The sequence below is a fragment of the Dictyobacter halimunensis genome (assembly GCF_036245075.1).
In genome coordinates this window covers 2377398-2390591 of the sequence record NZ_BSRI01000002.1, presented here as the reverse complement: position 1 = coordinate 2390591, position 13194 = coordinate 2377398, and the positions used below count along the sequence as shown (strand labels likewise).

Annotated in this window: 5 protein-coding genes and 3 rRNA genes; 3 read left to right on the top strand and 5 right to left on the bottom strand. The window is 53.1% G+C overall.

Annotated elements, in window-relative coordinates; translation table 11 throughout:
• The first annotated feature begins 214 nt into the window (after positions 1-214).
• Positions 215-1093 carry a phosphotransferase gene (locus AABA21_RS24055; RefSeq protein WP_338254200.1) on the top strand — a complete coding sequence of 293 codons (879 nt, stop codon included), beginning with the start codon at positions 215-217 and terminating at the stop codon, positions 1091-1093.
• Between the two features lie 7 nt (positions 1094-1100).
• Here AABA21_RS24055 and AABA21_RS24050 read toward each other — a convergent pair whose 3' ends face one another.
• The 5 genes from AABA21_RS24050 to AABA21_RS24030 all read right to left on the bottom strand — a co-directional run bounded on the left by AABA21_RS24050 (position 1101) and on the right by AABA21_RS24030 (position 7401).
• Positions 1101-1886: a tetratricopeptide repeat protein gene (locus tag AABA21_RS24050; RefSeq protein ID WP_338254199.1), complete on the bottom strand. Its 786-nt coding sequence runs from the start codon at positions 1884-1886 to the stop codon at positions 1101-1103.
• 128 nt (positions 1887-2014) lie between these two features.
• Positions 2015-2131 (bottom strand): 5S ribosomal RNA (gene rrf / locus AABA21_RS24045).
• 185 nt (positions 2132-2316) lie between these two features.
• Positions 2317-2766 carry an SRPBCC family protein gene (locus AABA21_RS24040; RefSeq protein ID WP_338254198.1) on the bottom strand — a complete coding sequence of 150 codons (450 nt, stop codon included), beginning with the start codon at positions 2764-2766 and terminating at the stop codon, positions 2317-2319.
• Between the two features lie 46 nt (positions 2767-2812).
• Positions 2813-4453, bottom strand: a complete 1641-nt coding sequence (locus AABA21_RS24035) for an FAD-dependent monooxygenase (RefSeq protein WP_338254197.1) — start codon at positions 4451-4453, stop codon at positions 2813-2815.
• Between the two features lie 167 nt (positions 4454-4620).
• On the bottom strand, positions 4621-7401 hold the full coding sequence (locus tag AABA21_RS24030) for a winged helix-turn-helix domain-containing protein (protein WP_338254195.1): 2781 nt from the start codon (positions 7399-7401) through the stop codon (positions 4621-4623).
• 803 nt (positions 7402-8204) lie between these two features.
• Here AABA21_RS24030 and AABA21_RS24025 point away from each other — a divergent pair.
• Both AABA21_RS24025 and AABA21_RS24020 read left to right on the top strand, forming a co-directional pair.
• Positions 8205-9683 (top strand): 16S ribosomal RNA (locus AABA21_RS24025).
• A gap of 307 nt (positions 9684-9990) precedes the next feature.
• Positions 9991-12951, top strand: a 23S ribosomal RNA gene (locus AABA21_RS24020).
• The last annotated feature ends 243 nt before the right edge of the window (positions 12952-13194 follow it).

The window sequence follows — 13194 nt, the reverse complement described above, 5'->3', positions numbered from 1 at the left end:
TGACTGACGGATGGCTCGGCAAAATTGAGGATACATTGTATACAGGTATGAAAGATAAAAAAAGACCTTACTCGCTAGAAGTAAGGTCTTTTTTGTTGTATTTTATAACAAGTAAGGTTTTTTATTTTTTTCTATCGCTAACATATTTATGCGCGAAAAACGAGGCATCTTCATAAAAATGATTGCTGAGCATTAAAAGTGCGAGGAGAGCGCTATGGATTTTCAACCTCTCTTTGGGTCTCCCATTACGGAGCAGAAGCGGTTGGACCCAGGTTATTCGGGTCATATGAACGATGTCTGGCGCATTACTACTCGCGACGCAACCTGTGTGATCCGCGTGTTGCGGCCAGAAAAGCTTAGCGGTCCCTTCTGGGCTGGCTGTTCGGCACTATTTGGCATTGATCCGACCAATATATTTGACCTGGAGCATATCAATGCCATGCTTAACCCTCTTAGCACCCTCTCGATTCCTCAAATTCTCTCGAAAGGCACGCTAGATGGGAGGGCATATGTGATGGTTGAGTGCATGGATGGCTCGCCATTAACACACTTTGGGGTCCTATCGAATGCCGCGCTGGAGAGATTCGGGCAGCAACTGGCGCACATCCATGCCCTGCGCTTTCCCTATTATAGCCATCCTACGGGCTGCCAGCGCGGACCACTCTCTTTGTTTCATCAGCACCTGGTACAGACTATGGAGACGCTGGTTGAGCAATATCACGCGGATAACTTTTCTATGAAAGAGGTGCTACACTCTATTTCAGCCAGCGCACAGCAACTAGCAGATCCTGTTGATGCATCGCTGATTATGGTAGATATGGACCCCACGCAGTTTCTGATCAAAGATGGCTATATAGAGGCGCTGGTTGATACCGAGGCATACGCGCTGGGGCCGCGCGCCCTGGACTTTATCGCCCTTGAATATATTCTTTCTCGCCGAGAGGCCAATGCGCTGGCGCGTGGATACCGCAGCGTTCTGCCCCTGCCAGATCTGACGGCTGTGCGTCCTGTCTACCGTTACTTCTATCGTCTGTTGGAGATCCAAGGCAGGCCGGACATAGCCAGCTGGCTGGCCCATCCGATACTCTTTTGAGGTGACTTTAATCGGGCACGAGGTCCGAACCAGTGGGAAGGTTCGAGTGTGTGGGTTGTATATCCGTGATCTGACCTATGTGTGGATTATATACGCCACTAAACTCGGGTATTTTTCCGGTTTTGATTGCTTCTCTCACTACTGGCAAATTATTGCGCGCGACCGGATTTCTGCGATCCATTTTTAAAACAATCAATAATTCTTGCTCCGCTTCCTTGAACTTTCCTCGACGCAGCAGACAATGAGCCAGGTTGTTGTGTGGCGCGATCATAATATCTCCCATGGCTATTACCTGGCGGAATAATGCTTCAGCCTCCTCAAGTTTGTGTTCTTTTACCAGTCGTAGGCCAGTAATTTCAAGCTCTTCTTGTTCGATTAACTGCTCAAATGTAAAGTCTTTGCCGCTTAGCTTTATTACATTCTGAATAGTTTTCCTGATCGAGTTCAGCTCCTTTTTCGTGTTCCTGTTTTTCAGCAGGGCTGGTTCTAGAGTGACGGCCTCCTCAATGGCTACAGATGCTTTCGCTAATCGATGGGTATACTTGCAGCTCTGGCTATATATGTAGAGTAGAAAGCCATCATCGGGAGCCAGTTTGGCTGCTTGGGAGAGTACATCGTATGCTTCATCGTACTTTTCCATCTCCATTAATGCCGTACCTCTCTTCAAAAGCACCTCTGGAAGATGTGGTGATGAAGAAGGTAAGTAACCTATCAATATCTGACTAATACGGAGTACACTATCAAACTTGCCCTCTAACAGGTCAAATTGGAGCTGATTAAGATGATCAAGCAATTGTTGAGAGTGTACCTCCACCTTTTTGGCTACGGGGCTTTTCTTTTTGTGTTGAGTTTTTTGGCCATTGCTACTTCCTCACCTCAGCTATAGATGGCAGCACGAAAAAACACCCGTGTGGGCGGGTGAGACGGCGACTTCCTATTTTCCCACGCAGTTGCCCACGCAGTATCATCGGGGAGGAAGAGCTTAACTTCCGTGTTCGGGATGGGAACGGGTGTGCCCTCTTCGCTATTGTCACCAGCTCACCTGCACATACAGGTGTTTTCTGACAAGGGGAATAATACTACAGCCGTGTAGCTTTGTCAACCCCTATTTTCAGGCTTTATTTAAACTGAATGTGAAAAGGTGCGTACACCCTTTCACATCGTTTTATTCATGACTTTCCATGCCTGTTTGTATTGGCACGCGCTATATGTCAACTGTGAGCTTAGTTTATATGCTGAGTGCGGCCTGCCAGCAGAGCTTTGAGGCGCTCAGCGTTCTGTGGTTGTGATTTTTTCATTTCCTGTCGCATGAAGAACTCCGCTACTTTGGGAACATTCCCTACCTCTACTGTGAAGTGCACGCGACAGCTTTCCGCAGAGAGGGGTTCAATCCGATAGCTTTCGCGGAAGGGGCTGGCCACCGCGTTGCCGGTGTCCAGGGTTAAGAGCTGGCCTGGGTCATATGCGGTGACGCTCATCGTCTTCTCGCTTTTGAAGCCCGAGAATTTCCCCACTTCAAAGTAGCTGGTCCCCAACTGCGCCGAACCAGCAGGGGTGACGCGCACCTCAATGATGCCTTTGATCCATTCTGGTCGCACCTCCAGGTCGCAGAGAAGAGCAAAAACGGAAGCCGGTGAAAAATTAAATGTGTCGCTGTATTCGAATGTAGCCATTTTGATATTCCTTCAATTCTTTTAGCTTGTTTTTGATGTATTTTGTTTAGCGAAAAAGGAGGCTGCTGAGGGCCTGAGTCAGCGCTTGTTGGGCTTCTAGCTCGCTGTCAATGGCGTCCTTGCTTCTCCAACCAATAAAGCCATCGGGGCGCACGAGTACGGCGCCGGTGGTTGGAATGCTGTACATATCACAGAATCTGTTCTCTGCATCGATGAGATCGCCTGTATGGGAGGCAATCTGATAACAATCTAATGAAATGTGCAGCCGGTCCTGTATGTTTCGGGCTGCCTCCTTCCAGGGCTGACCATCCGCTCCAACGAGGAGAACAAAGTGGAAGCCGAACAGATCCCGCGTGGATACAGACTTTTCCTCTTGCTTGAGCATGAGATGAGGGGCGCGCGTGCCCGGTTGTCCCCGCCATTGCTGCGCCTGCTGAGCCAGGGGAAGCTGCTTATCGCCTGCCTCATGTACAAATGCCCCGTCACGATAGCGATAGCCTCCATTGATGGTTCTGGCATCAACGGTGATCCCGGCGGAGCCCTCGTTCTGACGCTGCTGAGAGAGTAAGGCTACTTGCTCAGCGGTATAGTCAGCTATGGGGCGCCGTTCCTGATCGTAGGTAGCGAGTAGCTGCTCTCCGGCTTCTCCACGCAGGACGGCGGTCAGCTTCCAGGCCAGGTTGTAAGCCTCGGCAACGCCGGTGTTGCCGCCGAGGCCGCCGCTGGGAGGCTGGGTGCGCGCGGCATCACCAACCAGGAAGGCTCGTCCCTGCTGGAAGCGATCGGCCACCAGAGCGTTCATCTCCCAGGTAAGTGTAGTCTTGAGCTTCACCGGCAGATCATGAATGCCTACCGCCGCTTGTATCAATTGGGTGCAGCGTTCCTCGGGATAATCGGCCAACGTCTCTTCATCCTCATCATAGCCGACGTCCAGCCGGAACAGATCTGGCCGTACTGAAGAACCGGCATACGGGACGAATGATCCGATAGTGATGGTCTCGTTGCTGAGAAAGCACATGATGGCATGTCGCTTATGAAAAAGCTCCATCAGGTCGGCTTCAAAGATCATGCTAATGAATGTTCCCATGCTGCCCAGACCATGCTGGCCAATGCCGAGTTGCTTGCGGATCGGGCTCTGACTGCCATCAGCTATGATCGCGTACCGTGCGTGGACCGTGCTTGTTTCCTGGCTGCTGCGCTCACGGATGATGGCGATAACGCCATCCGCGCCTTGCTCGAACGCTATCAGTTCAGTATTAAAGCGCAGATCGCCTCCAAGCTGCTCGGCCTGCGACCGCAATACTGGCTCCAACACGTCCTGCGCGATGGCGCTGCCGCGTACAGGACTGCTGGGATCAGTAAACAGGGAGTCGATATCTTCCTGCAGACAATCAAACTCCTGTCCCACCAGGCTCTCCAGGAATGGGACGTTGGTGCCCTGGGGGATCTCTGGCTCAATCTTGCGAATCTCTTCCTCGATGCCGGCGAAGCGGAACATCTCCATCGTGGGCGGCATGAAGCCTGTCGCGCGTGGATGGATGGCGGTGCCCGGATGACGCTCGACCAGCAGCGACGAAATGCCGTGCCTGGAGAGGAAGAGGGAGGCCGATAGACCGACCAGACCGCCGCCTACGATCAGTACTGGTGTCGTTTCGATCCTGTCAGAATTCTGAGATGATGTATTCATTCGTGCTCCTCATAGTTGTTATTTGTTTTCTGTATCTGCTATGAGGAATGGTACACTTCATGCGGCCTGAATACAGTCTCCAAAGGGATACTTTCATATGGAGAACACAAGAGAGCACGATGGTAGCCAAAAGGATACCATCTTATCGAGTAGGTGAGCTATGTATATTAGAGTAACGTGTAGGTTCGCGCATGGGCGATGGCCTGAGTCCTATTTTCTGCTCCCAGTTTGCTGAGGATGCTGGCGACATGCTTCTTGGCCGTGGCAAGCGAGATTATCAACTGCCGGGCGATCTCTTGATTGGATGCGCCCCCAGCCAGGAGATGGAGGACCTCTAACTCACGTGGGGTGAGCGGCTCGGGAAGTTGCTGAGTCGCGGTCTGGGCAGCGGATCTGGATATGGATAGTTCAGCCGCCGATGCTTCTTGTGGCTGCTGCTCTTCGTTCGAGAAGGCTGCAAGCACATGTTGGGCATACGCTGTAAGGGTCGGTGACAGAGGAGAAGACTCTGCTGGCTTATCCGACGTTGCGAGTAAGGTCTGAAGCGCCTGCCGCATCGGGGTTCCCGCGTCGAGAAAGACGCGTATATATCCCTCTGGTTCGGTTAAAGTGAGCAGCCGCTGGAGAACGCCGCATGCCGCGCACGCATCACCTGAAGATTGTAATTGAAATGCGGCCACCTGAAGCGCCAGAATTGAGATTATGCTCCCTGTTCGCTCAACACGCTCGGCTCTAGCTAGTAGTTTGTTGAGCCATTGCAAGGCCTCTGAGTAGCGTTTCTGTGCCAGATAGACGCGGGCCAGTGCCAGGTAGGCGTTTTCGCGGCTGTAGGAGAGCGTCTCCTGATGATAAGAGGTACTCTCCGCCCAGCTTGTAGCCTGTATCAGATTGCCCTGTGCCAACCACAATTGAATCCAGGCACTCTCGATCCAGGGACGCATAAGCGGAATGCCAGCGGACCGATTGTGTCGCTCCATCTCGCGTATAGCCTGTTCGGTTTCAGCCAGGTCCCCCTGCGCGAGATGGCAATGCACAAGCACCATGTAAGAACCCATTAGAATATCCATATATTGCAAAGGGGCTGTCTTATCAATAGCGCACCGAGCAGCACTTTTAGCGATCTCAAGCTGGTTCCAGTCGTAGGCCAGCAGAGCCTGGAAGAAATCGGGATAGGCGGCCAGCGGAGCCGGAACTCTCAGGGAAGTTACCAGCTGTTGTAGTTCCTGACAATACTCATTCGCAAGTTGTAAGCGTCCGAGGGCGATCAGGGCGGCGATCAATCCCCAGAGATACTGAATCTTCAGATAACGATTCTGTGCCAGCTGAGGCGTCCTTATGATCCCTTGAATTGTATCTACCATGCGAGGAAAATCGCCCGCCATTCGCCAGGCGATGGCGAATGGCGCCAGCTTATATTGCTGCCATACGATATTATCATCCAGAGGCAGGCGCTGTAACTGTGCCGCCACATCATTCAATTGTGCGGCATCACCATCAGAAAGCGCGCCCGCCACCAGGTTCCATGCCTTAAGGATCAATAGACGATTGTGTAGAAGATCGCGCTCGCTAGAGGGAAGGACCACATGATCTTTATTTTGCAGCAACTGTTCAATATCCCCCTGAAGCTGCTGAAGGTATACCTTTTCTGCTTGTTGTTGATGAGAGAAAGGGAACAGCATATTAAAGGCCAGCATATAGGTGGTCGTAAGGCGAGGATGCACGCGCAGGATCCCGCGAGGCAACAGCTTGATCCAGGTCAACAGCGTTTTTAATTCACCCTGCAGATACAGACGTTCGACGCAATCCTCTAGCAGATCCGCTACAAACGAGAAATCCTGCGTGACCAGCGCGTGAGGTATCGCTTCATGAGGCCATTGCTGATGTTGATACCAGAGCGCCGCTGCGTGATGCAGGCGTCCTATCTGTTCCGGTTCGGTCATCTGCAGGCGTGCCTGCAAGACTTCGCGAAAGAGCGTCTGGTAGCGATACCAGCGCCGCTCCTCATCAAGTGGAATCAGAAAGAGATTAGCTCGTTCCAATGATTCCAGCATCCGCTGGCTAGCTTTTTCGCCGGTCAGGACCTGGCAGATCTCCGCGTTCAGCTGATCAAGTACCGATGTATACAGCAAGAAGCGTTGTTGTGCCTCGGATAACGTGGCAAGGACCTCTTCCTGCACATAGTCCAGGATAAAGCGGTGGCTACCGGTGAATGTCTCAAGGAAGGCTGACACATCCTTATGTCTCTGTAGAGAAAGCGCCGCCAATTGCAGTCCCGCAATCCACCCTTCCGTGCGCGATTGCAACTGACCAATCTGTTCTGCGTTTAGTTCCAGGCCCATGCCACGTGTCAGAAACTGGCCGGTCTCTTCCCTGTTCAAGCGTAAGTTCGCTTCACCTATCTCAGTGATCTGCCCGCGCGCTCGCAGACGTGACAGGGGCAGTTGCGGTTCACTACGGCTGGCCAGCAGCAAGTGCAGTTGGGGAGGGAGATTCTCTAGCAAAAACTGTAGCGACTCATGAATTGTTTGCTCTCGGATCAGGTGATAGTCATCAAGGATCAGGGTAGTGTCCTGTGGCAGTGCTGCCAGTTCGTTGATCAGCGCGGTTAGCGCACCGGTTTGCAATGAAGGTTGTGGTGAATGAAGCATCCCCAGTGTAGTCTCTCCAACCTGAGCGCCACCATAGCGAAACGCGGCAATCACATAAGTCCAGAAGCGAATCGGATCATTGTCCTGCTCACCAAGCGTCAGCCAGGCGATGCGACCGCTATACTGGCGAGCCCAGACCGAGAGCAATGTCGTCTTGCCAAAGCCCGCGGGCGCCGAGAGCAGCGTTAATGGTACCAGGTGGCTCTGATCGAGGGCCGAGAGCAGCTGCGCACGCTGCAGCAATATCGGGCGAAGTGGAGGAATGGTGAACTTGGTCACCAGCAGGTCTGGCTCAGACATGTAAAACTGTCTCTTTCAGGTAAATTCCTGATTGCACTCTCGTTGTATTTTCAATGAAGCAAGTATGGCTCCTTTTTCTTCATCAGCAAGTATACCTGAGATACATCCAATTGTTAATATTCTGCTTACTTTAGAAGCATGCTGATACAGGTATATGTGAGGACAGAGGACAGATAGGACACGAATTTTATGGCCGAGTTAAAATAAGTAATAAAAGTGCTTGACAGAGCTACGCAGGTGTGGCATAATCATCGAGCTGTCGAAACAAGACAATCACCCGCTTTGAGAGTGGATGCTCCTGTCCCTTTCGCTCCGATTGTGCCACGATAAGGTGGCTCCTCCGAGATGGCGAGTATCTCATATGTATTCTCAACAAGATGTTGTATGCATGGGAATGTCAGCCCTTTTTCGAGATGTTCGCCCTGGCTTGCCAGGCACACAGACGAGAAAAACGAGATTTCGGAGCCGCTGAAAAAGTGGTCCTCAAACCGCTTGACAAAGCACAACAGATATGCGATACTACAGCACACGAGACAAGCGAACGAAAAAACATTCATCGCCTGTCTAATCACAAAACCTCGGTTTTGTGATTCAGTACCTTGACAACTGAAGAGTGGAAAGCAGAACAGCAACTGGAACAACAACACACATAAGAACCAGTTCCTGTCAATTCGGAGGCTTGATGGCAACATCAAGTATCCATAATAATCTGCGAAACAAGCCAATGTTAATGTAACTTGGCCATGATCGCAACTTACCATGCTTTTTCACATGTCTTGCAGAGATATGTGTTTATAAAACATTGGATGGCGAGTTTGATCCTGGCTCAGGATAAACGCTGGCGGCGTGCCTAACACATGCAAGTCGAACGCCCTACGCAAGTAGGGAGTGGCGGACGGGTGAGGAACACGTGGGTGATCTACCCTGGGGTGAGGAATACCGGCGAGAAATCGCCGACAATACCGCATATGCTCGCGAGAGCAAAGCCGGAAACGGCGCCCGAGGATGAGCCTGCGCTCGATTAGTTGGTTGGTGGGGTAATGGCCTACCAAGACCGCGATCGATAGCTGGTCTGAGAGGACGATCAGCCACACTGGGATTGAGAACGGCCCAGACTCCTACGGGGGGCAGCAGTGAGGAATTTTCGTCAATGGGGGCAACCCTGAACGAGCAACGCCGCGTGCAGGATGACGGTTTTCGGATCGTAAACTGCTTTTCTCTGGGACGAGAACGGACGGTACCAGAGGAATCAGCCCCGGCTAACTACGTGCCAGCAGCCGCGGTAATACGTAGGGGGCGAGCGTTGTCCGGAGTTACTGGGCGTAAAGCGCACGCAGGCGGTCAGATTAGTCTGTAGTGACAGTCGTCGGCTCAACTGACGAAGTACTATGGAAACTGTCTGACTTGAGGGCTTCAGAGGGACACGGAATTCCGGGTGGAGTGGTGAAATGCGTAGATATCCGGAGGAACACCAAAGGCGAAGGCAGTGTCCTGGGAAGTACCTGACGCTCAGGTGCGAAAGCTAGGGGAGCGAACAGGATTAGATACCCTGGTAGTCCTAGCCGTAAACGATGACCACTAGACGTTGGGGGTATCGACCCCCTCAGTGTCGCAGTTAACACAATAAGTGGTCCGCCTGGGGAGTACGGTCGCAAGATTAAAACTCAAAGGAATTGACGGGGACCCGCACAAGCAGCGGAGCGTGTGGTTTAATTCGATGCAACGCGAAGAACCTTACCAAGGCTTGACATGAACTTGCACCAGCCGTAACGGGCTGTCCCTTCGGGGCGGGTTCACAGGTGCTGCATGGCTGTCGTCAGCTCGTGTCGTGAGATGTTGGGTTAAGTCCCGCAACGAGCGCAACCCCTGTCGTTAGTTGGATCTCTCTAGCGAAACTGCCGTTATAAGACGGAGGAAGGCGGGGATGACGTCAAGTCAGCACGGCCCTTACGCTTTGGGCGACACACACGCTACAATGGTCAGGACAAAGAGTTGCCAACCCGCGAGGGGGAGCTAATCTCGTCAAACCTGGCCTCAGTTCAGATTGGAGGCTGCAACCCGCCTCCATGAAGTTGGAGTTGCTAGTAACCGTAGGTCAGCACACTACGGTGAATACGTTCCCGGGTCTTGTACACACCGCCCGTCACACCACGAAAGTTGGCAACACTTGAAGCCGCTGGGCTAACCCTTCGGGGAGGCAAGCGTCGAGGGTGGGGTCAGTGATTGGGGTGAAGTCGTAACAAGGTAGCCGTACCGGAAGGTGCGGCTGGATCACCTCCTTTCTAGGGAGCTTGGATGAAGGTTCTTCACAGAAGAACGTACAGTTTCATCCCACTTCCAGGTCGACCAGGACATTGGTTGGTGCGTTGCCAGAAGCGACGCTGGTTTCCACTCTTGAGCTGTTGGGGTACAGCATCCCTTTCTACGGAAGGTGGATGGCCAACAGTGCACCTGAACAACTGAAGATAGTATTCCTTCAATTTTGCTGAGCAATATGGTCAGCCAGAGTTGAAGCAGAGGATCGATTTCTCTCTTCGAGAAGAAGAGCAGAAGTCAAAGCATTCATAGTACATGATGAAGAGACGTAGAGAACAAGCTACACAGAGTACGAGGTGGATGCCTTGGCGCTAAAGACCGAAGAAGGACGCGGAGACCGGCGAAACGTTCGGGGGGAGCTGCATACAAGCGATGAACCCCGAGATTCCGAATGAGGCAACTCCTCCAGAGTGATGTCTGGAGACCGCCTGCTGAACACATAGGCAGTGACGGGGGGCAGTGGGTGAACTGAAACATCTCAGTAACCCGACGAAAAGAAATCAACCGAGATTCCCGTAGTAGTGGCGAGCGAACCGGGAGGAGCCCAAACCGATGAACCCTCGGGTCCATCGGGGTTGTAGGACCGACAACAAGCAACGACGAACTACTCGAACACGTTGGAAAGCGTGGCCAGAGCGGGTGAGAGCCCCGTAGAGGACGGTTTGTTGACGTGGGTCGGTATCCTGAGTACCACGAGACACGTGCAATCTTGTGGGAAGCTGGGGGGACCACCCTCCAAGGCTACACATCTTTAGCGACCGATAGCGAACAAGTACCGTGAGGGAAAGGTGAAAAGCACCCCGAGAGGGGGATGAAAGAGACCCTGAAACCACGTACTCACCAGCAGTCAGAGGCCACTGTTTCATGAGAAACCAAGGGCTAATGGCGTGCCTTTTGTAGAATGATCCGGCGAGTGCATCGTCGTAGCCTGGTTAACCAGCGCTAAAGCTGGGGAGCCATAGGGCAACCGAGTCTGAACAGGGCGAGCGGTTGCGGCGATGCGACCCGAAACCGTGTGAGCTATCCATGAGCAGAGTGAAGCGGATGTGACAGTCCGTCGAGGCTCGCACCCACCAGTGTTGCAAAACTGGGGGATGACTTGTGGATAGGGGAGAAATTCCAATCGAACACGGAGATAGCTGGTTCTCCCCGAAATGTATTGAGGTACAGCTGTATGATACACTATCCTGGAGGTAGAGCTCTGAATGGGCTAGGGGCCTCGTGCAGGTTACCAAACCCAAGCAAACTGCGAATGCCAGGACAGCATGCATGCAAGTGAGACGGCGGGGGCTAAGCTTCGTCGTCAAAAGGGAAACAGCCCAGACCATCGGCTAAGGTCTCCAAGTATCCGCTGAGTGTAAAAGGGGGTCACAACGCCCAAACAGCCAGGATGTTGGCTTAGAAGCAGCCACCATTTAAAGAGTGCGTAATAGCTCACTGGTCGAGTGTCGTGGCACCGACAACGTATCGAGGCTCAAGCGGATTACCGAAGCCATGGAATCCATCTCAGATGGATTGGTAGGGGAGCGTTCTCAAGCCGAGAAGCCAGACCGCAAGGACTGGTGGAGCGAAGAGAAGTGAGAATGCCGGAATGAGTAGCGTCATGTCTGTGATAACCAGACACACCGAATGCCTGAGGGTTCCTGGGCACCGTCAAACGTCCCAGGGTGAGTCGGGTCCTAAGCCGAGGACGTCATAGTCGTAGGCGATGGAAAGCAGGTCAGAGATTCCTGCACCGGAGATGCTCGTTACGAGCAATGGGGGGACGCGGTAAGGAAGGTGAGCCCATCGAGTGGACAGGATGGGTCTGTGCGCTGAAGTGCGAAGCCGAGGCAAATCCCGGTTTCCTGTGCATGACACGTGCAGCGAGCGGACGTTGCGTCCGCGGAAGTCATCGGCCCCTAGGCCGCCAAGAAAAGCCTCTCGCCAGAGCCATCTCCGCCCGTACCGCAAACCGACACTGGTAGGCAGGGGGAATACTCCCCAGGTGATCGAGCGACCCTCTGTTAAGGAACTCGGCAAATTGACCCCGTACCTTCGGAAGAAGGGGTGCCCTAGTAGCGATGCTCTTCGGAGTGGCGTGAGGGGGTTGCAAGAAATTGGCTCAACCGACTGTTTACCAAAAACACAGGTCTCTGCGAACGCGAAAGCGGAAGTATAGGGGCTGACTCCTGCCCAGTGCCGGAAGGTTACGAGGAGCGGTGATCGTAGCTGCGAATCTAAGCCCCGGTGAACGGCGGCCGTAACTATAACGGTCCTAAGGTAGCGAAATTCCTTGTCGGGTAAGTTCCGACCCGCACGAAAGGAGTAACGAGTTGAGCACTGTCTCGACAGAGGACTCGGCGAAATTGAAGTACCCGTGAAGATACGGGTTACCCACGACAGGACAAAAAGACCCCGTGGAGCTTTACTACACCTTGACCTCGAAACGAGGCAGAGCGTGCGTAGCATAGGTGGGAGTCGGAGAACCTACCCTTGTGGGGGTGGGGGAGACGCCAATGAAATACCACTCTCGTTGTGTTTTGTTTCTCACACGTCACCGTGAGCCGGGACGTGGACAGGATCAGGCGGGTAGTTTGACTGGGGCGGTCGCCTCCCAAAGGGTAACGGAGGCGCCCAAAGGTTCCCTCAGGGTGGATGGACATCACCCATCAGAGTGTAAAGGCACAAGGGAGCTTGACTGCAAGACGGACAGGTCGAGCAGGGACGAAAGTCGGGCTTAGTGATCCCACATTCCCGAGTGGAAGGAGTGTGGCTCAACGGATAAAAGCTACCCCGGGGATAACAGGCTTATCTTGCCCAAGAGTTCACATCGACGGCAAGGTTTGGCACCTCGATGTCGGCTCGTCGCATCCTGGGGCTGGAGTAGGTCCCAAGGGTTGGGCTGTTCGCCCATGAAAGCGGCACGCGAGCTGGGTTCAGAACGTCGCGAGACAGTTCGGTCTCTATCCGTCGTGGGCGTAGGAGAATTGAGGGGCGTCATCTCCAGTACGAGAGGACCGAGATGGCTCGACCGCTGGTGTGCCAGTTGGCCTGCCCGGGCCAGAGCTGGATAGCTATGTCGAGAAGGGATAAGCGCTGAAAGCATCTAAGCGCGAAGCCGCACCCAAGACGAGTTCTCCCACTCTCTAGAAGAGTCAAGATCCCAGGAAGACGACCTGGTAGATAGACGACACGTGGACACCTGGTAACAGGCGCAGCGAAGTCGCCCTAATGATCGTACGGCTTGTTTCACCAACAGGTATCTTCATCGTGGCGCTGGAATGCGTGTCTTCTGCTTCAGTCTCTGACTGACGGATGGCTCGGCAAAATTGAGGGAATACTATTCTCCAGCTGTAATGTGCGATCAGCGCACACAGATAGACTTTACTCACATCGAGTAAGGTCTTTTTTTGTCCCCTTTACGTGGCGGTGACGAGAGGGGAGTTCGGCCAGAAGATAATCGGACGCGAGGTCCGGACCCATGGGTAGGTGCGA